General features: G+C 71.0%; 19 protein-coding genes and 1 pseudogene. 12 read left to right on the plus strand and 8 right to left on the minus strand.

Annotation, left to right across the window (positions count from 1 at the left end; all coding sequences use genetic code 11):
• From AQJ84_RS07020 to AQJ84_RS07035, 4 genes are all read left to right on the plus strand, one after another.
• Positions 1 to 2,532: a sensor histidine kinase gene (locus tag AQJ84_RS07020; protein WP_053191637.1), complete on the plus strand. Its 2,532-nt coding sequence runs from the start codon at positions 1 to 3 to the stop codon at positions 2,530 to 2,532.
• The gene (locus AQJ84_RS07025; protein ID WP_030037680.1) at positions 2,529 to 2,966 is read left to right on the plus strand and encodes a roadblock/LC7 domain-containing protein; all 438 of its coding nucleotides are present in this window, start codon (positions 2,529 to 2,531) and stop codon (positions 2,964 to 2,966) included. The genes AQJ84_RS07020 and AQJ84_RS07025 overlap by 4 nt, the downstream gene beginning before the upstream one ends.
• A 22-nt stretch (positions 2,967 to 2,988) precedes the next feature.
• Positions 2,989 to 3,402, plus strand: coding sequence for a DUF742 domain-containing protein (locus AQJ84_RS07030; RefSeq protein WP_030037679.1), 414 nt, complete (start codon positions 2,989 to 2,991; stop codon positions 3,400 to 3,402).
• Positions 3,403 to 3,589: 187 nt separating this feature from the next.
• Positions 3,590 to 4,195: a GTP-binding protein gene (locus tag AQJ84_RS07035; RefSeq protein WP_030037678.1), complete on the plus strand. Its 606-nt coding sequence runs from the start codon at positions 3,590 to 3,592 to the stop codon at positions 4,193 to 4,195.
• 14 nt (positions 4,196 to 4,209) lie between these two features.
• Here the strand turns inward: AQJ84_RS07035 and AQJ84_RS07040 are convergent, their stop codons facing one another.
• Positions 4,210 to 4,638, minus strand: a complete 429-nt coding sequence (locus tag AQJ84_RS07040; protein WP_030037677.1) for a PPOX class F420-dependent oxidoreductase — start codon at positions 4,636 to 4,638, stop codon at positions 4,210 to 4,212.
• Between the two features lie 94 nt (positions 4,639 to 4,732).
• Between AQJ84_RS07040 and AQJ84_RS07045 the strand changes: the two genes are divergently transcribed.
• Both AQJ84_RS07045 and AQJ84_RS07050 read left to right on the plus strand, forming a co-directional pair.
• Positions 4,733 to 5,146 carry a roadblock/LC7 domain-containing protein gene (locus AQJ84_RS07045; protein ID WP_030037676.1) on the plus strand — a complete coding sequence of 138 codons (414 nt, stop codon included), beginning with the start codon at positions 4,733 to 4,735 and terminating at the stop codon, positions 5,144 to 5,146.
• Between the two features lie 125 nt (positions 5,147 to 5,271).
• Positions 5,272 to 6,171, plus strand: a complete 900-nt coding sequence (locus AQJ84_RS07050) for a DUF6397 family protein (RefSeq protein ID WP_030037675.1) — start codon at positions 5,272 to 5,274, stop codon at positions 6,169 to 6,171.
• Here the strand turns inward: AQJ84_RS07050 and AQJ84_RS07055 are convergent.
• Both AQJ84_RS07055 and AQJ84_RS07060 read right to left on the minus strand, forming a co-directional pair.
• On the minus strand, positions 6,158 to 7,024 hold the full coding sequence (locus AQJ84_RS07055) for an acyl-CoA thioesterase (RefSeq protein WP_030037674.1): 867 nt from the start codon (positions 7,022 to 7,024) through the stop codon (positions 6,158 to 6,160). The genes AQJ84_RS07050 and AQJ84_RS07055 overlap by 14 nt on opposite strands.
• Positions 7,025 to 7,043: 19 nt before the next feature.
• Positions 7,044 to 9,557, minus strand: coding sequence for a DEAD/DEAH box helicase (locus tag AQJ84_RS07060; RefSeq protein WP_030037673.1), 2,514 nt, complete (start codon positions 9,555 to 9,557; stop codon positions 7,044 to 7,046).
• 145 nt (positions 9,558 to 9,702) lie between these two features.
• On the opposite strand from AQJ84_RS07060, the gene AQJ84_RS07065 reads away from it, so the two are divergent.
• Positions 9,703 to 10,497 (plus strand): metal-dependent hydrolase, encoded by a 795-nt coding sequence (locus tag AQJ84_RS07065; RefSeq protein ID WP_030037672.1) that lies wholly within the window; start codon positions 9,703 to 9,705, stop codon positions 10,495 to 10,497.
• A 56-nt stretch (positions 10,498 to 10,553) separates the two neighbouring features.
• Here the strand turns inward: AQJ84_RS07065 and AQJ84_RS07070 are convergent, their stop codons facing one another.
• From AQJ84_RS07070 to AQJ84_RS07085, 4 genes are all read right to left on the minus strand, one after another.
• A complete protein-coding gene (locus AQJ84_RS07070) occupies positions 10,554 to 10,805 on the minus strand; it encodes a type B 50S ribosomal protein L31 (protein WP_030037671.1) in 252 nt (83 codons plus the stop codon).
• Between the two features lie 54 nt (positions 10,806 to 10,859).
• Complete coding sequence (locus tag AQJ84_RS07075) at positions 10,860 to 11,330, minus strand: DUF5709 domain-containing protein (RefSeq protein ID WP_053191639.1); 471 nt, start codon at positions 11,328 to 11,330, stop codon at positions 10,860 to 10,862.
• A 735-nt stretch (positions 11,331 to 12,065) separates the two neighbouring features.
• Positions 12,066 to 13,847: an ABC transporter ATP-binding protein gene (locus tag AQJ84_RS07080; RefSeq protein WP_053191641.1), complete on the minus strand. Its 1,782-nt coding sequence runs from the start codon at positions 13,845 to 13,847 to the stop codon at positions 12,066 to 12,068.
• Positions 13,844 to 15,694, minus strand: coding sequence for an ABC transporter transmembrane domain-containing protein (locus AQJ84_RS07085; protein ID WP_030037666.1), 1,851 nt, complete (start codon positions 15,692 to 15,694; stop codon positions 13,844 to 13,846). The genes AQJ84_RS07080 and AQJ84_RS07085 overlap by 4 nt, the downstream gene beginning before the upstream one ends.
• Before the next feature lie 151 nt (positions 15,695 to 15,845).
• Between AQJ84_RS07085 and AQJ84_RS43955 the strand changes: the two are divergent.
• From AQJ84_RS43955 to AQJ84_RS07100, 3 genes and pseudogenes are all read left to right on the plus strand, one after another.
• A pseudogene (locus AQJ84_RS43955) lies at positions 15,846 to 16,295 on the plus strand (hypothetical protein); the annotation flags it as partial.
• Positions 16,296 to 16,466: 171 nt separating this feature from the next.
• Entirely contained in the window at positions 16,467 to 18,095 is a 1,629-nt protein-coding gene (locus tag AQJ84_RS07095; RefSeq protein WP_030037664.1) for a peptide-N4-asparagine amidase, read from the plus strand.
• Positions 18,096 to 18,294: 199 nt separating this feature from the next.
• Complete coding sequence (locus AQJ84_RS07100) at positions 18,295 to 19,743, plus strand: cation:dicarboxylate symporter family transporter (protein ID WP_030037663.1); 1,449 nt, start codon at positions 18,295 to 18,297, stop codon at positions 19,741 to 19,743.
• Positions 19,744 to 19,918: 175 nt separating this feature from the next.
• Here AQJ84_RS07100 and AQJ84_RS07105 read toward each other — a convergent pair whose 3' ends face one another.
• On the minus strand, positions 19,919 to 20,374 hold the full coding sequence (locus tag AQJ84_RS07105; RefSeq protein ID WP_030037662.1) for a MarR family winged helix-turn-helix transcriptional regulator: 456 nt from the start codon (positions 20,372 to 20,374) through the stop codon (positions 19,919 to 19,921).
• Positions 20,375 to 20,500: 126 nt separating this feature from the next.
• On the opposite strand from AQJ84_RS07105, the gene AQJ84_RS07110 reads away from it, so the two are divergent.
• Together AQJ84_RS07110 and mltG are read left to right on the plus strand one after the other, a co-directional pair.
• The gene (locus AQJ84_RS07110) at positions 20,501 to 22,309 is read left to right on the plus strand and encodes an ABC transporter ATP-binding protein (RefSeq protein ID WP_030037661.1); all 1,809 of its coding nucleotides are present in this window, start codon (positions 20,501 to 20,503) and stop codon (positions 22,307 to 22,309) included.
• Positions 22,310 to 22,352: 43 nt separating this feature from the next.
• A complete protein-coding gene (gene mltG, locus AQJ84_RS07115) occupies positions 22,353 to 23,192 on the plus strand; it encodes an endolytic transglycosylase MltG (RefSeq protein ID WP_030037660.1) in 840 nt (279 codons plus the stop codon).
• The last annotated feature ends 12 nt before the right edge of the window (positions 23,193 to 23,204 follow it).

Genomic DNA, 23,204 nt, shown 5'->3' on the forward strand with positions numbered 1-23,204 from the left:
ATGCGTACACCGCGTAGGACCCCCACAACCGGCGCCGAGACGCCGACCCAGCCCCCCGTGCGCGGCCGCCGCGCCCACGCCGGACCGCCGGCCGAAGAACCTCCGGACGAACCCGTGGGCGCGATACCGGACGACACGCCCGCGCGCGTGGGACGCCGGCTGATGCGTCCGAGGACGGTCCGCGCCAAGATCGTCTGCCTTCTCATGGTGCCGGTCGTGTCGCTGCTCGCCCTCTGGGCGTACGCCACCGTCACCACCGCTCAGGACGTCGCCCGCCTGAGGCAGTTGCAACGGGTGGACTCCGGCATCCGCACCCCCGTCGCGGCGGCCGTGGCCGCGCTCCAGACCGAGCGGGCGGCCGCCGTACGCCATGCGACCGACCCGTCCGCCGGGCAGGGCGACGACCTGAAGAAGCTCGCTGACCGCACGGACCGCGCGGTGGCCGAACTACGGCTCGGCGGCGACCACACCATCGCCGACAGCGAGGAACTGCCCTCCGGAGTGGCAGAGCGCCTCGAAGCGTTCGTCACCGGCGCCGAACAACTGCGTTCGCTGCGCGCGGCCGTGCTCGACCGCCGAGCGGGCTGGGACGAGACCTACGGCCGGTACACGAAGACCATCAGGAGCGCCTTCGCGGTGGGCGGCGCCCTCACCGGCATCCAGGACGCCGAACTCGGTTCCGACGCACGCGTGCTGCTCGAGTTCTCCCGCGCGGGAGAAGCCCTGGCCCAGGAGGACGTCGTCCTCGCCAGCGCACGCCTGACCGGCGGCCTCTCGGGCGAGCGGCTGCGGCTGTTCACCGGCGCCGTCGACACCCGGCGCGCCCTCACCGAGTCCGCCGTCGCGGACCTGAGCGGTGCCGAACGCGCCGCCTGGCACGACCTCGCCGACGGCCGCGCCTACGCCACCGTGGGCGCCACCGAGGACAAGATCCTCGCCGTCGGGGCGGGCTCCCGCGCGATCGACGCGGCACCTGAAGCCGCCTGGACCGCGGCACACGCGCGCGTGCAGGACGGCATACGCACCATCGAGGCGGACGCCGGACGCGCTGTCGCCGACCGGGCCGACCCGTTCACCCGCGGTCTGCTCACCCCTGCCGGCGCCGCTGTGCTTCTGGGACTCGTCGCCGTTGCCGCCTCACTGGTCATCTCCGTACGCATCGGACGCGGCCTGGTCATCGAGCTGGTGAGCCTGCGCAACAGCGCTCTGGAGATCGCCCGTCGCAAGCTCCCCGAAGCCATGAGCAAACTGCGCGGGGGCGAGGAGATCGACGTACAGGCCGAGGCCCCGCCCGGGCCGCCCTCGGAGGACGAGACCGGACAGGTGGCCGAAGCGCTGAGCACAGTGCACCGCGCCGCCCTCCGAGCCGCCGTGGAGCGCGCCGAACTCGCCAGCGGCATCTCCGGCGTCTTCGTCAATCTCGCCCGCCGCAGCCAGGTCCTCGTCCACCGCCAGCTGAGCCTGCTGGACAGCATGGAACGCCGCTCCGACGACCCGAACGAACTCAGCGACCTCTTCCGGCTCGACCACCTCACCACCCGTATGCGACGTCACGCCGAGAGCCTGATCATTCTCTCCGGCGCCGCACCCGGCCGCGCCTGGCGCATGCCGGTCTCGCTGACCAACGTGGTGCGCGCGGCGGTCTCGGAAGTCGAGGACTACGCGCGCGTAGAGGTACGGCAACTCCCCGACGCGTCCGTCGTGGGCGCGGCCGTCGCCGACCTCACCCACCTCCTGGCCGAGATCATCGAGAACGCCGCCCAGTTCTCGCCGCCGCACACACGCGTGCGCGTCACCGGAGAGCCCGTCGGCAACGGCTACGCCGTCGAGGTCGAGGACCGGGGGCTGGGCATGGGCAGGGAAACGCTCGCCGAGGCCAACCGGCGCATCGAACAGTCCGAGGCACTCGACCTGTTCGACAGCGACCGGCTCGGCCTCTTCGTGGTCAGCAGGCTCGCCGCCCGGCACGGCATCAAGGTCCACCTGCGCACCTCGCCCTACGGCGGCACCACAGCGGTCGTCCTGCTGCCCACGGCACTGCTCCACGCGACCACGGCGGAACGTTCTCCCCGCCGGGTCGAGGAGGCGGAGCGGCCGGCGGAACACGAGTACGCGCGCGTGGCCGCGACCGCACAGCACCAGGAGTCCGTCCCGGCATCGGCGGACCGCCCCGCACTGGGCGCACCGGGGCCGGCACCGGCCGCGGCCCGGGCCACGAACGACACCCCGCCCCCGGGCGTCACCGCCCTGCGTCTGCACCGCCCCCCGGACGACTCCCCCGAGGACTCGGAAGACCTCCCGCGCCGGGTGCGTCAGGCGAACCTCGCCCCCCAACTGCGCGAGCGGCGCTCCGAGGAGCAGGAACAGACAACCGTGCCCCCTGGCGACGACCGACGCACCCCCGAACTCGTACGGGACCGCATGGCGGCGTACCGCGACGGGTGGGCCCGCGGCGGCGGCAGGCAGCCCGGCCGCGGCGCCACCCCGGACTTCCCGGCGGGCAGCGACAGCAGCGAAGGAGACCCCGCATGATCCAGGACCCGAGCATGAGAGCCGCCCAGCGGTCCGGCGAACTCGACTGGCTGCTGGACGACCTGGTGCTGCGCGTGAGCGAGGTACGGCACGCGGTGGTGCTGTCCAACGACGGGCTCGCCGTGGGCGCGTCGACCGATCTGCGGCGCGAGGACGCCGAACACCTCGCCGCTGTCGCCTCCGGCTTCCACAGCCTGGCCAAGGGCACGGGCCGGCACTTCGGCGCCGGGGGCGTGCGCCAGACCATGGTGGAGATGGACGACGGATTCCTGTTCGTGGCCGCCGCGGGGGACGGCTCCTGCCTCGCCGTCCTCACCGCCGTGACCGCCGACATAGGCCTGGTCGGCTACGAGATGGCACGACTGGTCAAGCGGGTCGGCGAGCACCTGTACACGCCGACGCGCGTCGGCGCGCGGCCTCCCGCCGCCGGATGAGGCGAGAGGGCGGTCCACGCAGATGACCGAGGACATGACCGGCGCTCCGCGGGAGCTGGGCAGCCAGTGGTACGACGGCGAGGCCGGGCCGCTCGTACGGCCGTACGCGATGACGGGCGGACGCACCAAACCCGGCCCCACCGGGGTGCGCTTCGATCTGATCGCCCTCGTCACGCTGGACGCGGGCGCGCCCGTCGTCGACGACGACACCGCGCTCGGCCCGGAACACCGGGCACTGATCGACCTGTGCCGCCCGGAGACGCAGTCGGTCGCGGAGCTCGCCGCGGGCGCCGACCTGCCCCTGGGCGTGGTCAGAGTGCTCCTCGGTGATCTGCTCGAACTCGGCTGTGTCACCGTCAGCCGTCCGGTGCCGCCCGCGCAACTGCCCGACGAACGGATTCTGCGCGAGGTGATCGAGGGACTGCGAGCGTTGTAGATGGAAGTCGAGAAGCCACCCGGATCCGTTTCGCGCCTACTTGCTCACCCGTTCGGGCAACGAAGAGGCGCTACTCGGTCAGATGGGGCGAACAGCGGTCCGATCCCTCAGAACGAAGCCTTAGTTGCCACCATGCATACACCTGTCGACGTCGACCGATTGCCGGCCCTCCCGAGAGAAGTGATCGATGGTCTCCGATGACTCCGACGCCCAGGACGGCGAGACGGCCGCCCTCGCGTTGAAGATACTCGTCGCCGGCGGGTTCGGCGTGGGCAAGACCACCCTGGTGGGAGCGGTCAGTGAGATCCGACCGCTGCGCACCGAGGAACTCCTCAGCGAAGCGGGCCAGTTGGTGGACGACACGGACGGCGTGGACCAGAAGGTCACCACGACGGTGGCCATGGACTTCGGCCGCATCACCATCCGCTCCGGGCTGTCGCTCTACCTCTTCGGCACCCCGGGCCAGGACCGGTTCTGGTTCCTGTGGGACGAGCTGTCGCAGGGCGCTCTCGGTGCCGTGGTCCTCGCCGACACCCGCCGACTGGAGGACTGCTTCCCCGCGGTGGACTACTTCGAGCACCGGCACATCCCGTTCGTGGTGGCCGTCAACTGCTTCTCGGGCGCCCGGACCTACGGCGCCCAGGACGTCTCACGCGCGCTGGACCTCGACCAGGGCACACCCGTGGTGCTCTGCGACGCCCGTGACCGCGACTCCGGGAAGGAGGTGCTGATCCGGTTGGTCGAGTACGCCGGGCGGATGCACACCGCCCGGCTGCTCGACTCGGTCGGCTGACCCGGGCACCGGTCTCAGTCGGCGACGGCCTTCTGCGCCAGGACACGCTCTATCGAGACGCGGACGAGGAGTTCACCTGGAACGCCGTTGCGGGCGCCGAACTCCTCCGCCCGCTCCTCGCCCATGTACCGTGCGCCGATGCGGCCGGCCCAGTCGCGGACCTCGTCGAGGTCCTCCGACAGCCTGGCCACACCCTGTATCACCACGAAGTCGAAGGGGGGCCGGTCGTCGTCCACGCACAGGGCGACCCTGCCGTCCCGCGCCAGATTGCGCCCCTTCACGCTGGTCTTGCCGGTGTTGAACACGATCTCGTCCCCGTCGAGCAGGAACCAGATCGGCGTCAGGTGCGGGCTCCCGTCGGCCCGCACCGTCGACAGCTTCCCGGTGCGGGTGCCGTGCGAGACGAACTCCCGCCACTCCATGTCGGTCATCTTCTGTGCCATGTCCCTATCCTCCTTGCCCGCGCGCCGGTGGTGGTGAAGGCTGGCGGGGGGATCCTCCGGCGCGGAGGAGACGTCACACGGGGAGACGGGAAGCATGGGGCAGAACGAGGGACTCGGCTGGCTGCTGGACGACTTGACCGAGCGCGTCGAACACGTGCGGCACGCCTTGGTCCTGTCCAACGACGGGCTGGTGACGGGGGCGAGCACCGGGCTTCGCCGTGAGGACGCGGAGCATCTGGCCGCCGTCTCGTCCGGACTGCACAGCCTCGCCAAGGGCTCGGGACGGCACTTCGGCGCGGGCAGGGTGCGCCAGACGATGGTCGAGTTCGACGACGCGGTGCTGTTCGTCACCGCGGCGGGCACCGGCAGCTGTCTGTGCGTGCTCAGCGGCGCCGAGGCCGACATCGGCCAGATCGCCTACGAGATGACCCTGCTCGTCAACCGGGTCGGAGAGCACCTCGGCGTGGACGCCCGACAGCCCGAGCGCAGCCCGGCAGCGGACCTCTGACCTGCACGTTCCTCATCCCCGTGGAGTTATCCACAGGCTCCTCGCGATGTCCGCCGGACCGGCTACGGTTCTGTCACGGCGAACGCACACAGCGTGAGCGACCGACTCCACGGGGGAGACCGATCATGTCCGTCGACACCATCACCACACAGCACCGTCCCTCCTGCGCGCCGAGCCGTGCGGCACGAGAACTGGGGCTCAGGCGGGGCGAGTTCGATCTCGCCGTGCACCTCGGCCACATCCAGACGGTGCCCGACGCAGGAGGCGGGCCACCTCGTGTCGCCCGCTCCGAGATCGACAGGCTGACCTCGCGTGAAGGCTTTCCCGAATACCTGCGCCACCGCGTGAAAGCGGTGGGCACCACCGAGGCGGCGGCCCTCATGGAGGTGTCGCCGGGCCGGTTCACCCGCCTGGCCCGCCTGGGCCTGGTCGTTCCCGTGACGTTCTATCTCAACCGCTACCGGGCCGTGGTCTGGCAGTACCTGGCCGAGGAGCTACGCCAGTTCGCGGCAGACCAGAAGAACACCCGGCTGCTGACGGCCCGTATGCCCGAGGGGCTGCGTGACCAACTGGACGCCGGACTGGACCTGCGTGCCCGCAACTGGCGCGGACGCCACCTGGGGTTCCTGCTCCGGCAGGCCGGCGACCCCTGGGAGCAGGCCGGGGCCGTGGCCGCGTTCCTCGACCCCATCAAGATCGCGGAGCTCGTCCCCGACCCCTACGAGCGCTCCCATCTGCACCGCTTCCGGCCGGGGCCACCCGCTCACGGAGTACCGGGTTCCCCGGCCGCGCGCCTGGCCGAGAGGATCATGACGGCGGACGACTCGGACGAGATCGGCTGGCTGAGGGCCGATCTGGCCCGGGTGCTGCAGGAGGCCCGGCAGCACAGGCCCGCCCCGCGCCCCGCGGCGAAACCGGCCACCGGGGCGGCCCACCCTCGCTCACCCGTGCCCGACGAGACGCAGCCACCCCGAAGGCTGATGGGGTGGCTGCGCCGAGGCAGGACGCGGTCTACAGCGCCCTGAAAAGCCCCTCCTGGACGACCGACACCAGCAGCCGTCCCTCCACGTCGTAGATCCGGCCGCGGGCCAGCCCGCGGCCGCCGGTGGCGATCGGCGACTCCTGGTCGTACAGGAACCACTCGTCCGCACGGAAGGGCCGGTGGAACCACATGGCATGGTCCAGCGACGCCATGTCGAAGCCCCGCGGCCCCCACAGGGGTTCGACCGGGATGCGCACGGCGTCCAGGAGAGTCATGTCGCTGGCGTACGTCAGTGCGCAGGTGTGCACGAGCGGGTCGTCGCCGAGCGGCCCGACCGCGCGCATCCACACCGCGCTGCGCGGCTCCGAGTCCTTGACCTCCTCGGTGGTCCAGCGCAGCCGGTCCGCGTAACGGATGTCGAAGGGCTGCCGGCGCGCCATGCGTTCGAACTGCTCGGGCAGAGCCCCCAGATGCTCCCGGATCTCCTCGGAGACCGTCGGCAGCGACTCCGGGTCCGGAACCTTGCGCGCGGGCGGCAGCTGGTGCTCGAAACTCCCCTGCTCAGGCTTGTGGAAGGAGGCGGTGAGATTGAAGATCGTGCGGCCCTGCTGCACGGCGGTGACCCGGCGGGTCGTGAAGGACCGCCCGTCCCGCACCCGTTCGACCTGGTACACGATCGGCACTCCCGGCCTTCCGGGACGCAGGAAGTACGCGTGCAGCGAGTGCACGGGGCGGTCGCCCTCCGTGGTGCGGCCGGCGGCGACCAGTGCCTGGCCGGCGACCTGGCCGCCGAAGACCCGCTGCAGCGATTCGTTCGGGCTGAGCCCGCGGAAGATGTTGACCTCGATCTGCTCCAGATCGAGCAGGTCGACGAGCTTCTCGGCCGGGTTCGTCATGGGTGATTCTCTCCTGTGCTCACAGCTGGCCGACGTCGGTGACACGGACGATCGCACGGCCCTCCGCGTCGGAGGCGGTCAGGTCGACCTCAGCGCTGATGCCCCAGTCGTGGTCGTCGTTGGGGTCGTCGAAGATCTGACGGACGCGCCACAGGGCGTTCTGCGGCTCCTCCTCGATCACCAGCAGTTTGGGACCGCGGGCGTCGGGGCCGGTGCCGAGGTCGTCGTACTCGTCCCAGTACTTGTCCATCGCCTCGCCCCATGCGTCGGCGTCCCAGCCGGACTCGGCGTCCATCCCGCCGAGCTCCTCCACATGGTCGAGGGCGGCGAGTTCGACGCGGCGGAACATCGCGTTGCGGACGAGGACACGGAAGGCGCGGGCGTTGGCGGTGACCGGCTTGACCTGGTCGGCCTTCTCCTGGGCCTCCTCGGCGGTCATCTCCTCCGGGTTGGCGAGCTGCTCCCACTCGTCCAGCAGACTGGAGTCCACCTGGCGCACCATCTCGCCGAGCCACTCGATCAGATCCTGGAGATCCTCGGACTTGAGGTCGTCCGGGACGGTGTGGTCCAGAGCCTTGTAGGCACTGGCGAGGTAGCGCAGGACGATGCCCTCGGTACGGGCCAGCTCGTAGTGGGACACCAACTCCGTGAAGGACATCGCCCGTTCGAACATGTCGCGGATGACGGACTTCGGGGACAGCGGGTGGTCGCCCACCCAGGGATGGCTCTTGCGGTACGTGTCGTACGCGTGGAAGAGCAACTCCTCGAGAGGCTTCGGGTACGTGACGTCCTGGAGGCGCTCCATGCGCTCCTCGTACTCGACACCGTCCGCCTTCATCGCGGCCACGGCTTCGCCACGCGCCTTGTTCTGCTGGGCGGCGAGGATCTGCCGCGGGTCGTCCAGCGTGGACTCGACGACGGAGACCATGTCCAGCGCGTAGGACGGCGACTCGGGGTCGAGGAGCTCGAACGCGGCGAGGGCGAACGTGGACAGCGGCTGGTTGAGCGCGAAGTCCTGCTGGAGGTCGACCGTGAGCCGGACGATGCGGCCCTCGGCGTCCGGCTCGTCCAGCTTCTCGACGATGCCGCCGTCGAGCAGCGAGCGGTAGATCGCGATCGCCCGCCGGATGTGCCTGAGCTGCTGCTTGCGCGGCTCGTGGTTGTCCTCCAGGAGATGGCGCATCGCCTCGAAGGCGTTGCCGGGCCGGGCGATCACCGACAGCAGCATGGTGTGCGTCACCCGGAAACGGGAGGTCAGCGGCTCCGGGTCGGAGGAGATGAGCTTCTCGAAGGTGGTGTCCGACCATCCGACGAAGCCCTCGGGTGCCTTCTTGCGGACCACCTTCCGGCGCTTCTTCGGGTCGTCGCCCGCCTTGTTGAGCGCCTTCTCGTTCTCGACCACGTGCTCGGGAGCCTGGGCCACGACGAAGCCCGCCGTGTCGAAGCCCGCGCGGCCCGCGCGGCCGGCGATCTGATGGAACTCACGAGCGCGCAGGGTACGCACACGCGTGCCGTCGTACTTGGTGAGCGCGGTGAACAGCACGGTGCGGATGGGCACGTTGACACCCACGCCGAGAGTGTCCGTGCCGCAGATGACCTTGAGCAGACCGGCCTGCGCGAGCTTCTCCACCAGGCGGCGGTACTTGGGGAGCATGCCGGCGTGGTGGACGCCGATGCCGTGGCGTACGTAGCGGGAGAGGTTGCGGCCGAACTTGGTGGTGAAGCGGAAGTTGCCGATCAGCTCGGCGATCTGGTCCTTCTCCTCGCGGGTGCACATGTTGATACTCATCAGCGCCTGCGCCCGCTCCACGGCCTGCGCCTGCGTGAAGTGCACGATGTAGACCGGCGCCTGCCTGGTCTCCAGCAGCTCCGTCAGCGTCTCCGTGAGCGGGGTGAGCCGGTAGTCGTAGGACAGCGGCACCGGGCGGGTGGCCGAGCGGACCACCGACGTCGGCCGGCCGGTGCGGCGGGCGAGGTCCTTCTCGAACATCGAGACATCGCCGAGCGTGGCCGACATCAGGACGAACTGCGCCTGCGGAAGCTCCAGGATCGGGATCTGCCAGGCCCAGCCGCGGTCGGCCTCAGCGTAGAAGTGGAACTCGTCCATGACGACCTGGCCGACGTCCGCGTGCTTGCCGTCGCGCAGGGCGATCGAGGCGAGCACCTCGGCGGTGCAGCAGATGACGGGCGCGTCCGAGTTCACGGACGCGTCGCCGGTCAGCATGCCGACGTTCTCGGTGCCGAAGATCTTGCACAGCTCGAAGAACTTCTCCGAGACGAGCGCCTTGATCGGAGCCGTGTAGAAAGTGACCTCGTCACGGGCCAGCGCGGCGAAGTGCGCACCCGCCGCGATCATGCTCTTGCCGGAGCCCGTCGGCGTCGACACGATCACGTTGGCACCCGAGACAGCCTCGATCAGCGCCTCCTCCTGGTGCGGGTAGAGCGTGAGACCGCGCTCCTGGGCCCACGCCTCGAAGGCGTCGTACAAGGCGTCGGGGTCGGCGGTCGGCGGCAGCTGATCGATGAGGGTCACCCACCCATCTTGCCTGCCCTCCTGCCTTACAGGGGAATCGGATGCGGGCACGAAGATCGCGAACGCTACGCTGTGTCGCCGACGGAGCGTCAGCGCACCGGGTCAACTGGACAGCGGCACACGAGGAATGGGGCGGGCCACCGCGATGATGGGACCAGCACACTCACTGTCGGGCGCCGCCGCCTGGCTCGGCGTCGGTGCGGCCGCCGCGGCGGCCGGGCACACGATGCCCTGGCCGGTCCTCCTGGCCGGAGCGCTGATCTGCGCCGGAGCGGCACTCGCCCCGGACCTCGACCACAAGGCGGCCACGATCTCGCGCGCCTTCGGGCCGATCTCCCGCGGGCTGTGCGAGATCGTCGACAAGCTCTCCTACGCCGTCTACAAGGCCACGAAGAAGCAGGGCGATCCGCGCCGCTCCGGCGGACACCGCACGCTCACGCACACCTGGCTGTGGGCCGTCATGATCGGCGCGGGCGCCTCGGCCGCCGCGATCACCGGTGGGCGCTGGGCCGTGCTGGCGCTGCTCTTCGTGCACATGGTGCTGGCCATCGAAGGGCTGCTGTGGCGGGCGACCCGTGGCTCGAGCGCCGACGTCCTGGTCTGGCTGCTGGCCGCGACCAGCTCCTGGATCCTCGCCGGCGTCCTGGACAAGCCGGGCAACGGCTCGGACTGGTTGTTCACCGCGCCGGGCCAGGAGTACCTGTGGCTGGGCCTGCCGATCCTGCTGGGCGCGCTGGTGCACGACATCGGGGACGCGCTGACCGTCTCCGGCTGCCCGATCCTGTGGCCGATCCCGGTCGGCCGCAAGCGCTGGTACCCGATCGGTCCGCCGAAGGTGATGCGGTTCCGGGCCGGCAGCTGGGTCGAGCTGAAGGTGCTGATGCCGGCGTTCATGCTGCTCGGGGGAGTGGGCTGCGCCGCGGCGCTCAACTTCATCTGAGTGCCCGAAGCGCCCCGGGCGGCCTCACCTCCGCCGGGATTCCGGCTGGGGTGGGATCAGCTCGCCCCGCCGCCGTAGCGCCGTTCGAACTGGGCGACGCGGCCCTCCGTGTCCACGGTCCGCGCCTTGCCGGTGTAGAAGGGGTGGCTCTCCGAGGAGATCTCCACGTCGACCACCGGGTACGTGTTGCCGTCGTCCCACTCGATGGTCTGGTCGCTGGTCGCGGTGGACCGGGTCAGGAAGGCGTAGCCGGCGGCGCGGTCGCGGAAGACGACCTCTTGGTAGTCGGGGTGCTTGTCCTGCTGCATGAACACTCCTCTTGCGGCGTCGGTGGGGCGCCCGAAGGCGCGGGAACGGCGAGATCAGCCGGACAGGGCATCCTCGTCGACGATGTGCATCGCGGCCTCCTCGGCGGAGGCGGCCGCACCGTCGATGCCCACGTCCGTGGCGACCAGCGCGCTCTCCTCGTCCTCGTGCGCACCCTCGTCGGGGGCCACCAGGCGACCGGAGCGGGCCGAGCCGACCTCGTTGTCAAGGAGTTCCCCGTCGGTGCCCTCGCAGTCCCCGATGCCGTCGTCCTCGGGGGTGGCGACGTCGGGCCTCTCCTCGGCGAGCCGCTGGTCGAGCGTCTCGCCCTCTCGGCGCTCGGCGGCGGTCACGCCTCTGTGCTCCACCGCCCAGGGCCGTTCCGGAGGGGACCAGCCCCGGTCGAGAGGGTCGCTGACACCGTCGTCCTCGAGGGTGTCTTCCGCGTCCAGCAGGCCCGCGTCGTCCTGGATCTCCGATCCGTCGGGCTGGTAGACGTCGTCGCCCCATCCGTCGGCGCTGTTCACGGGTACCTCCAGGTGCTGAGGGCGGACGCGTCCTCCTCGCGGTCGGCGGTCGGTCGCGGGCGAACGGGGCACAGGCGGCGCTCGTCGGCCAACCGCATGCACCACGGGCGCTCCCCGATCCGGTGCCGGTTTCCAGCCTTCCACCCCTTTTCGGAACCGCGCAACGCCACGGACCCGGCCAGGCCAGGACCCCTGGCCGCAGACCCGCCCCAGCACGGCTCGCGCCGGGGTGTCCCCGCCGGCCCGGGAGCGCCGAGGTTCCACCACGTCACCGGCTGGCCGGGGCGGCCCGGCGATGCGATTGGCTGTGCCGCGACGGGCCGCCCCACGGCGCCGTTCCGGGATCACCCGCCCGTCGGCGAGGCCGCCCCGCCCGTCGGCGAGGCTGCCCCGCCCGTCGGCGAGGCTGCCCCGCCCGTCGGCGAGGCTGCCCCGCCCGTCGGCGAGGCTGCCCCGCCCGTCGGCGAGGCTGCCCCGCCCGTCGGCGAGGCCGCCCTGCCGGCCGGCCTCGCCTGCGAGGCGTCCGCCGTCCGCGCCGCTCCCGCATGCTCGCCCGCGTCACCGCGGCCCGGCTCGGACCGCTGCGGGCTGCTCGCGCTGAAGCGGCCGCACCGCACACGGGAGGGGCGGCACGGGAAACCCGCACCGCCCCTCCTGTCTCTCATGTCGCTCCGCCGCGATGCATCGAGCCGGTGGCCACAGCGTCCTGCCCCGCTCCGGCCCCGAGCCCCCGCCTCACCCGTGCCAGGACCTCCAGAGTGCCGCGTACGCGCCGTCCGCCGTGACGAGGTCGTCGTGGCTGCCCAGCTCGGTGATGCGGCCGTTCTCGACGACGGCGATGACGTCCGCGTCGTGGGCGGTGTGCAGGCGGTGGGCGATGGCCACCACCGTGCGGCCGTCGAGGACACGGGCGAGGGAGCGTTCCAGGTGGCGCGCGGCACGCGGGTCGAGGAGGGAGGTCGCCTCGTCGAGGACCAGCGTGTGCGGGTCGGCCAGTACCAGGCGGGCCAGCGCGATCTGCTGGGCCTGGGCCGGGGTGAGCGCCACTCCGCCCGAGCCGACCTCGGTGTCCAGGCCGTCGTCGAGGGCACGCGCCCAGTCGTCGGCGTCGACCGCAGCGAGCGCCGCCCACAGTTCCGCGTCGTCGGCGTCGGTCCGCGCGAGCAGGAGGTTGTCGCGCAGGGAGCCCACGAAGACGTGGTGTTCCTGGTTGACGAGGGCCACGTGCTCGCGGACCCGTTCCGCGGGCATCCGGGAGAGTTCGGCGCCGCCGAGGGTGATCCGCCCGTCCCTGGGTGCGTAGACGCCGGCGAGCAGCCTGCCGAGCGTGGACTTGCCCGCGCCCGACGGGCCGACCAGGGCCAGCCGGGTGCCGGGCGCCACCTCGAGGGAGACCTTGCGCAGCACGTCCACGCCTTCGAGGTAGCCGAAGTGCACCCGGTCCGCCTGCACGTCCCGGCCGTCGGGGGCCACCGCGGCGTCCCCGGCGTCGGGCTCGATGTCCCGCACGCCGACCAGGCGGGCCAGCGACACCTGGGCCACCTGGAGCTCGTCGTACCAGCGCAGGATGAGTCCCACCGGGTCGACGAGCATCTGGGCGATCAGCGCACCCGTGGTCAGCTGCCCGACGTCGATCCAGCCCTGCAGGACGAACACACCGCCCACCATCAGGACGGACGCGAGGACCGTCACATGGGTGACGTTGATGACCGGGAAGAGGACCGACCGCAGCCACAGCGTGTAGCGCTCCCAGGCCGTCCACTCCTTGATCCGGCGCTCCGACAGCTCGATGCGGCGGGCGCCGAGCCGGTGGGCCTCCACGGTGCGTCCGGCGTCCACGGTCTCGGCGAGGGCAGCGGCCACGGCCGCGTACCCGGCGGACTCGGATCGGTAGGCGGAGGGCGCCCGCCGGAAGTACCAGCGGCAGCCGACCACCAGCAGGGGCACGGCGAGCAGCACGGCGGCCGCCAGCGGCGGTGCCGTGATCACGAGGCCGCCCAGCAGCAGGGCCGCCCATACGACACCGATCGCCAGCTGGGGCACGGCCTCGCGCATGGCGTTGCCGAGGCGGTCGATGTCCGTCGTGATCCGGGACAGCAGGTCGCCCGTCCCCGCCCGCTCCAGGACGCCCGGCGGCAGTCCGACCGACCGTACGAGGAAGTCCTCGCGCAGGTCGGCCAGCATCCGCTCGCCGAGCATCGAACCGCGCAGCCGCACCTGCCGTACGAAGACGGCCTGGACGGCCAGCGCTACCACGAACACCCCGGCGGTGAGCTCCAGATGCAGTTCCCGTGCCTCGTCCGTCACACGCTCGACCAGCCCGCCCAACAGCCACGGGCCGACCATCGAGGCGAGCACGGAGACAGTGTTGACGGTGATGAGGAGCAGGAAGGCACGGCGGTGCCGGCGGAACAGTTCGGTCACGTAGGCGCGTACGGTCGCGGTGGCGCCGACGGGCAGCGTGTTCGCCGTCGTCGGGGCCGCCGGATCGTACGCCGGTGGCGCCACGCCGATCATGCTGTCTCCTCGATTTCTTCCAGCTCGTCGAGCTTGTTGAGTTCTTGCAGTCCGTCTAGTCCGTCGAGTTCGTCGAGTTCGTCGAGTCCTTCGCGGGCGTTGTTCTGGGCGCCCTCTTCGTCGGTCTCTCGGGTCACGACCGCCTGGTACCGGGGTTCCGTGTGCACCAGTTCGCGGTGTACGCCTACGGCCGCGACCTCGCCCTCGTGCACCAGGACGACCCGGTCCGCGTGGTCCAGGAGGAGGGGCGAGGAGGTGAACACCACGGTGGTGCGTCCGGCCCGCAGTTCCCGCACGCCCAGCGCGATCCGTGCCTCGGTGTGCGAGTCCACGGCGGAGGTCGGTTCGTCCAGGACGAGGACCTCCGGGTCGGTGAGCAGTGACCGGGCCAGGGCGAGCCGTTGGCGCTGGCCGCCGGACAGGGAACGTCCGCGTTCGGTGATGCGGGCGTCCATCGGGTCCTCGGCGTCGAGCGAACCCTGCACGAGGGCCGCCAGGACGTCCCCGCACTGCGCGGCCGCCAGCGCGTCCTCGGCGTCGACGTCACCCGACGCGGGAACGTCCAGCAGGTCGCGCAGTGAGCCGGACAGCAGCACCGGGTCCTTGTCCTGGACGAGAACGGCCGTGCGTGCCGAGTCGAGCGGGAGCTCGTCGAGGGGGACACCCCCCAGCAGGACGGATGTGCCCTCCTCCGAGGGATGTCCGCCGAGCCGTTCCGCGAGCCGTCCCGCCGCGTCCGGGTCGCCGCAGACCACCGCGGTGAGCAGGCCGGAGGGGGCGAGCAGACCGGTCGCCGGGTCGAACAGGTCACCCGAGGGCACCTCGGCGGCCCGGGAGCCCACGGTGTCGGTCACCCGTTCCAGGGACAGCACACGGGCGGCCCGGGTGGCCGACGGGCGGGAGAAGGAGTACGCCATGGCGATCTCCTCGAAGTGCCGCAGCGGATAGGTGAGGACCATCACCGAGCTGTAGACGGTGACCAGTTCGCCGACACCGATGCGGCCCTCGCGGGCCAGATGGACGCCGTACCAAACGACCGCGATCAGCAGCAGGCCCGGCAGCAGCACCTGCACCGCGGAGATCAGCGCCCACATGCGGGCGCTGCGCACGGCCGCGTGGCGGACTTCCTGGGAGGCGCGGCGGTAGCGGTCGAGGAAGAGTTCCTCGCCGCCGATGCCGCGCAGCACGCGCAGTCCGGCGACGGTGTCCGAGGCGAGCTCGGTGGCCCGTCCTGCCTTCTCCCGCTGGAAGTCGGCGCGCCGGGTGGCGCGGGGGAGCAGCGGCAGCACCGCCAGGGCCAGCACCGGCAAACCCACGGCGACGACCGCGCCGAGCGCCGGTTGGTAGACGACGAGGCCGACGCAGACCAGCACGATGGTGACCGCCGCGGCGGTGAACCGCGACCAGGCCTCGACGAACCAGCCGATCTTCTCGACGTCGCCCGTGGAGACGGCGACGACCTCGCCGGCGGCCACCCGCCGGGTCAGCGCCGAGCCCAGCTGGGCGCCCTTGTGCGCCAGCAGCTGCTGGACGCGGGCGGCCGCCGTGATCCAGTTGGTGACGGCGCTGCGGTGCAGGAAGGTGTCGCCGACGGCGTTCCCGGCGCAGCACAGGGCCAGCAGCCCGCCCGCGAGGGCGAGCCGTCTGCCGGAGTGGTCGACGACGGCCTGGATCGCCAGACCGACGCAGAAGGGCAGGGCGGAGACGGACACGAAGTGCAGCAGTCCCCAAGCCAGTGACTTGAGCTGGCCTCCCAGCTGATTCCGGAAGAGCCACCACAGGAATCGGGGACCCGAGCGCGCGTCCGGCACTCCCGGGTCGGAATACGGAAGGTCTTGAATCTGCATGACGTCCCAGTGGCTCGTGTCAGGGGGGTGGAATGGGCCGAGTACGGCGGGAGCAAACCGTGCAAGATTCGCGTCGTGACGCGGTCGGGGGCAACCGGTTTTCCGTCCCGACGCCCAGAACCGGCTGCCCGCGTGGTGCGACCATGGAGCGATGCGGACGGGCAGTGGTGTGCGGCGTGCCGTGGCCTGCGTGGCCGGTGGGTTGTTCCTGACGGTGACGGCCGCGTGCGGGGGTTACGGGCACTCCGGGCACGGAGATGACGGGGAGGCAGGTTCCGCCGGAAAGGCCGCACCGACGCGGTCCGCAACCACCGGGCCGGGCCGCTCCGCAACCACCGGACCAGGCCGCTCCGCAACCACCGGACCAGGCAGCTCCGCCGCCACCGGACCAGGCAGCTCCGTCACTGGCGGACCAGGCAGCTCCGCCGCCGACCCGACCCGCGTCCCCGACGTGGGTGACCGGCTGCTGCGGCGCATCCCCGCCGACTCCCGGCAGGTCGTGGCGGTCTACGGCGACGGAAAGGACTCGGCGGACGCTACGGTCGTGCTGTACACGAAGCACGGCTCGCTCTGGGAGCGCACCCGCAGCTGGCCGGCGCACGTGGTGGTGATGGGGGACAGGGCGGGTCTGAACAGCTAGGGCCTGTCGTTTGGATCAGGTCGGCCGAACGGTGCGGTGCCTCCCTGCCGACCTGACCCAAACGACAGGCCCCGGCCCTCCTGCGGGAGGCCTCATTGCGGACGACGCCCGACTCGCCGTAGAACTCCGGGCATGAAGAGACGGATCATGATGTCCATGCTCGCCGGAGCGACCCTCCTGGCGGGCAGTCTGCTGGGGGCGACCCCGGCCCAATCCGCCGACGTGCCCGCCGAGTTCGGCAGTGACTGGCACGACCCCGTCACCGCCGCCCCGCCCGTCACGAAACCCTCCGGCAAGTCCTGCCAGGTCACCGTGGCCGAGGCGCGGTTCCGGGACTTCACGCCCTACCGGGGCACCTACACGCCCCCGGACGGCTGCGGCGACCGCTGGAGCAAGGTCGTGCTGCGCATGGACGGCAAGGTCAAGGGGCGGCAGTTCGACCGGCTCGGCTATCTGCACCTGGGCGGGGTGGAGATCTTCCGCACGTCCACGCCCCAGCCCTCGCCCGACGGCATCGAGTGGTCGGTGGAGAAGGACGTCACCCGCTACAGCGACACCCTCCGCGCCGGTCAGGACGTCGAGATGCTCATCGGCAACGTCGTCGACGACACGTACACGGGCATCATCGACGTCAAGGTGACACTGACGTTCTACCCGGGCAGGCCCACGTCCGGGCCGCGGACCCCGGGGACCTCGCACACCCGGGACGTCCCGGACCGGGTCCTGACCCTCGACGACCGGTCCGTTCTCACCGCGCCCCGCAACAGCGAACGCATCGTCGCCGAGGTCTACGCGACCGGCTCCGGGGGCGGCTGCGAGGAGTACTGGTACCTGACGGTGCCGTCCTCCGCCCCGTACTCGTGCCAGGCCGACACCGGCCCCTACCGCGAGGTGCAGATCAAGGTCGACGGGCAACTCGCGGGCATCGCCGCGCCGTTCCCGACCGTGTGGACCGGTGGCTGGTCCAACCCCTTCCTCTGGTACGTGGTTCCGGGACCGCGCGCCTTCGACATCAAGCCGATCGAATACGACCTGACGCCCTTCGCAGGTCTCCTCAACGACGGCCGCCCGCACAGCGTGGAGGTGTCCGTCGTCGGCGTGCCCGAGGGGCAGAGCGGCTGGAGCACCCCAGTGAACGTCCTCGTCTGGCAGGACGCGAAGCGGGCACACGTCACCGGGAAGCTCACCCGGCACGAGGTCGGCGACCTCGCCGACTCCTCGACGTACACGCCCGGTTCGGAACACCGCGTGGACACCGAGGGTGATCACCGGCTGACCGTCGCGGGATACGTCGACACCTCGCACGGACGGGTGCGCACGACCGTCCACCGCTTGCTTGCGAACACCTCCACGCACCGCTGGACCGACGGCGAGGCCATGGACGCGCTGGGTGCCACCTGGACGGACGACGAGTCGGTCACGGTCGACGGAGGCGGACCTGCCCGCACGACGCGCACGCAGCGGACGTACTCGATGGACGGCACCACCACGCTCGGTGCGGCTGACCGGCTGCGCACCGTGCTGACCCTCGGTGACCGTGCGGTGATAACCGAGTCGAGCGGAGGCCGGCGCATCGCCTGGTCGCGGCTCGACGACACCTACGCGGGCGACGCGACGTACACCGCGAACGTGCCGCGCGACCAGCGACACGCGGTCGGCACGACGAGCGAGCGGTACCGGATCCACGGCTCGGGCGGGTGCTACGACCGTTCCCTGACGACGGTGCAGGGGGTGCTCACCGAGGATCGCGGCGGCTGCTGAGGCGGCTGTCGAGGCCTACTCCGAGGGAGCGTGTGCGATGCGTCACACGTGGCGTGATTTACACGGCTGAAACGCGGGGGTCTTGTGCGCGATCAACGGGACCTCCAGAGTGATCGCCACGGAAGCAGCTTTCCGTATCGCAGAAGTCCCGCCGTCTCCTTGGGGCTTCTGGGTATCACCGTCCCCCCAAGGAGTGCTCGTGCCGCCGTCCGTACCGTCCCTGCCGCGACGTGTCGCACGCATACTGCGTACCTCTCTCTTCGCGCAGGTCGCCTGCGCGCTCGTGCTCGGAATCGTCGTCGGGAAGCTGTGGCCCGACTTCGCCGCGGATCTCCAGCCGCTCGGCGACGGTTTCACACGGCTCATCAAGACGATCATCTCGCCGCTGGTGTTCTGCGTGGTCGTCGTCGGCATCGCCAAGGCCGGTGACCTCAAGGCGTTCGGCCGGATCGGGCTCAAGGCGCTGATCTGGTTCGAGGTCGCCAGCACGCTGGCCCTGGTGATCGGGCTCCTCGCCGCCAACGTCGTCCAGCCCGGCGCGGGGATGAACGTCGACCCGGCCACGCTCAACACCGCGGCGGTGGACGCCAAGACGGGCGGCGGTTCGCTGCCCTCGACGACCGAGTTCGTCGTCAACGCCCTGCCCACCAGCTTCGTCGGCGCCTTCGCCGAGAACTCCCTGCTCCAAGTGCTCATCCTGGCCTGCCTGGTGGGTGCCGCCCTACTGCACCTCGGTCACACCAAGGTGCCGCAGGTGTTGCCGGCCATCGAGCAGGCGCAGGAGATCATCTTCGCGGTCGTCGGCTTTGTGATGCGGCTGGCCCCGATCGCGGTGTTCGGCGCGATGGCCGTCCTGATCGGCCAGTACGGACTCGGCGTGATCGAGACGTACGCCAAGCTGATCATCCTGTGCTACGCGGCCGCCGCCCTGTTCATCGTGCTCCTCGCCGTCGCGCTCAAGGCGGTCACGGGGCTCAGCCTCTGGAAGTTCCTCCGCTACATCCGTGAGGAGATGCTCCTCGCGCTCGGCACCGCCTCGACCGAGTCCGTCATGCCGCGCGTCATGCAGAAGCTGCGCAAGGCCGGCGCCCGCGACGACGCCGTGGGCCTGGTGCTGCCGACGGGGTACTCCTTCAACCTGGACGGCGCCTCTCTCTACCTGTCCATCGGCACGCTGTTCATCGCCCAGGCCGTCGGCGTGGACCTCAGCCTCGGTCAGCAGATCACCGTGGTCCTGGTGCTCATGCTGACCAGCAAGGGCATGGCGGGCATTCCCGGTTCCGCCTTCCTCGCCCTGTCCGCGACCGCCTCCTCGCTGGGAGCCATCCCCGCCGGTGCCGTCGCGCTGCTGCTCGGCGTGGACCGCATCATGGACTCGATGCGCGTCGTGACGAACCTGCTCGGCAACTGCGTCGCCGTCTTCGCCGTCTCCCGCTGGGAGGGCGCGCTGGACACCGACAGGGCGAAGAAGGTCCTGGACCGCGAGATCGTGCCGACGCGGGACGAGGACGAGGAAGAGGGCGAGCACGTGGACGCGGACGCCGGTGAGCGCAAGCCGGCAGCCGGTGTCGACGAGGGGCAGGACCAGGAGCAGCTCTCCGCCGTTCCCGCCCAGCCGTCCAAGGAACCGGCTTCCGAGGTCGGTTGACGACAGCTGCACCGAGACACCAGGCCGCGGCCGCCCTCCGGCACTCCCGGAGCGGCGGCCGCGGTGTTGTCGCAAGCAGCGTCACGCGGTCGCCGGTGCCGCGGCTGTTCGCGTTCCGTGCCACGGCCCGGTCGCGCTGAGCGGCCGCCCGCTCAGCGGCCGCCCCCGGGCTTGCTCAGCAGCCGCGCCCCCGCGCCGGCACCCCGTCCACCAGCGTGTCCAGGAGTCCGCCCAGTACCTCGCGCTGGTCGTCCGTGAGCGGGGCCAGAATCTCCTCCGCGGCGGCCCTGCGGGCGCCGTGCAGCTCGCGCAGCGCGTCGTGTCCGTCGTCGGTGAGCTCGATACGGATCACCCGGCGGTTGGTCGGGTCCGGTACCCGGCGCACCTTGCCGTTCGCCTCCAGGCCGTCGACCAGGGTGGTCACGGCCCGGGGTACCACCTCCAGCCGCTGGGCCAGGTCCGCCATCCGGGGCGGTGCGTCGCAGTGTGCGAGGGTGCGCAGCAGCCGGGACTGTGCCGGGGTGACGCCGAGGCCGCGCTGCTCCAGATGGTGCTTCTGGATGCGGTGCACACGGCGGGTCAGCCACAGCAGCTGCTCGGCCAGCAGACCGTCGGAATCGGGGGTGGTCATACGGGAACAATATCAGGACCACGTTCATTGTGAGTATAGGTAACAATGAGCTAAGCTCCGTCAGTCCTGACGTACCCGTTCCGTCGGACCGCCTCGCCATCCGCCGTCTCACCCTCCGTAGGAGCCATGCCCCGCGACGACATCAACTGGACCCCCACTCCCGGCACCTCGACCGACGAGCCCCGTCAGGTGCGCCGCATCCTCAGGCTCTTCAAGCCCTACCGCGCCCGGCTCGCGGTTGTCGGCCTGCTGGTCGGCGCCTCGTCCCTGGTCACCGTGGCGACCCCGTTCCTGCTGAAGGAGACGCTGGACGTCGCCATCCCCGAGGGCCGCACCGGCCTGCTGAGCCTGCTCGCGCTCGGCATGATCCTCAGCGCCGTCCTCACCGGCGTCTTCGGCGTGCTGCAGACCCTGATCTCCACCACGGTCGGCCAGCGCGTCATGCACGACCTGCGCACCGCGGTCTACGGCCGTCTGCAGCGCATGTCCCTCGCCTTCTTCACCCGCACCCGCACCGGCGAGGTGCAGTCCCGCATCGCCAACGACATCGGCGGCATGCAGGCCACCGTCACCTCGACCGCCACCTCCCTGGTCTCCAACCTGACCAGCGTCGTCGCCACGATCGTCGCCATGCTCGCCCTCGACTGGCGCCTGACCGTCGTCTCCCTGCTCCTGCTGCCGGCCTTCGTGTGGATCAGTCGCAGGGTGGGCAACGAGCGCAAGAAGATCACCACTCAGCGTCAGAAGCAGATGGCCGCGATGGCCGCGACCGTCACCGAGTCGCTGTCGGTCAGCGGCATCCTGCTCGGCCGCACCATGGGCCGCTCCGACTCGCTCACCCGGTCCTTCTCCGACGAGTCCGAGCAGTTGGTCGACCTTGAGGTCCGGTCGAACATGGCGGGGCGCTGGCGGATGGCCGTCATCTCGATCGTCATGGCCGCCATGCCCGCCGTCATCTACTGGACGGCCGGCCTCGCGCTCCAGACCGGCGGCCCCGAGATCTCGATCGGCACCATCGTGGCCTTCGTCTCGCTCCAGCAGGGCCTGTTCCGCCCGGCCGTCAGCCTGCTGTCGACCGGCGTCCAGATCCAGACCTCGCTCGCGCTCTTCCAGCGCATCTTCGAGTACCTCGACCTGCCGATCGACATCACCGAGCGGGAGGAGCCGGTCCATCTCGACCACGTCAAGGGCGAGGTCCGCTTCGAGAACGTCGAGTTCCGCTACGACGGTGACGACAAGGGTCACCCCGTGCTCGACGGCATCGACGTCATCGTCCCGGCCGGCGGCAGTCTCGCGGTCGTCGGACCGACCGGCGCGGGCAAGTCGACGCTCGGCTATCTGGTGCCGCGGCTGTACGACGTCACGGGCGGCCGCCTCACCCTCGACGGGGTCGACGTCCGCGACCTCGACTTCGACACCCTCGCTCGGTCGGTCGGCGTCGTCTCCCAGGAGACGTACCTCTTCCACGCCTCGGTCGCGGACAACCTGCGCTTCGCCAAGCCGGACGCCACCGACGAGGAGCTGCGGGAGGCGGCGAAGGCGGCCCAGATCCACGACCACATCGCCTCCCTGCCCGACGGCTACGACACGGTCGTCGGCGAGCGCGGCCACCGGTTCTCCGGCGGGGAGAAGCAGCGGCTTGCCATCGCCCGCACGATTCTGCGCGACCCCCCGGTCCTGATCCTCGACGAGGCGACCAGTGCCCTGGACACCCGCACCGAACACGCCGTCCAGCAGGCCATCGACGCGCTCTCCGCCAATCGCACCACGATCACCATCGCGCACCGGCTGTCCACCATTCGGGGTGCCGACCGGATCGTGGTCCTGGACGGCGGACGGGTCGCCGAACAGGGCACCCACGAGGAGCTGTTGGGGCTCGACGGGCGGTATGCGGCGCTGGTCCGCCGGGACGCCCGACTGGAGCCGACAAGATGAAGATATGCCGGGTTTGTGTGCATTTGCGGGTTACCGTGCCCGCATGCACACGAAGACTCCGCCACGGAGCGAGATTCGACTGACGCGCAGAGGCCGTATCGCCCTCGTCGCGACCGGGGCCGTCGTGGCCGGTACCGCCGTGGCGGTGCCGCTGCTGAGCCTGGACAGCGACGGGGAGCCGAAGCCCAGGACGCTGGTGATCCCGGAGGGATGGCGGGCGACTCAGATCTACGCCGCCGTCGACAAGGCCCTCGCCCTGCCTACCGGAACGGCCAAGAAGTCCCTGGGCAAGGCCCGCCTGAAGCTCCCGAACGACGCGGAGGGCAATCCGGAGGGCTACCTGTTCCCCGCGACCTATCCGCTCCGGGAGAAGGCGACGCCCGAGTCGTTGCTGACGTTCATGGTCGACACCGCGAACAGGAAGTTCAACCGAGCCCCTATCGCCGCCGGCGCGCAGCGCAACGCGATGAACGTCTACCAGGCGGTGACCATCGCCAGCATCGTCCAGGCTGAGGCGGCCACCAAGGCCGACATGGGCAAGGTCGCCCGGGTCGTCTTCAACCGTCTGGAGCGCGGCATGCCGCTGCAGATGGACTCCACCCTCAACTACGCGCTGAACCGCTTCACGCTGCGGACGACCGAGGCCGACACACGCATCGAGAGCCCGTACAACTCGTACCAGCGCATGGGGCTGCCGCCGACCCCCGTCGCCAACCCCGGTGAGGACGCGATGCGCGCAGCGATCACCCCGACGCCGGGAGACTGGCTGTACTTCGTCACGGTCAAGCCCGGCGACACCCGCTTCACGGCCGACTACGCCGAGCACCAGCGCAACGTGGCCGAGTTCAACCGCGGCCAGAGCGGCTCGCCGAAAACGGGATGACCCGCCGGGGCG

The organism is Streptomyces resistomycificus, from assembly GCF_001514265.1.
Taxonomy (GTDB): domain Bacteria; phylum Actinomycetota; class Actinomycetes; order Streptomycetales; family Streptomycetaceae; genus Streptomyces; species Streptomyces resistomycificus.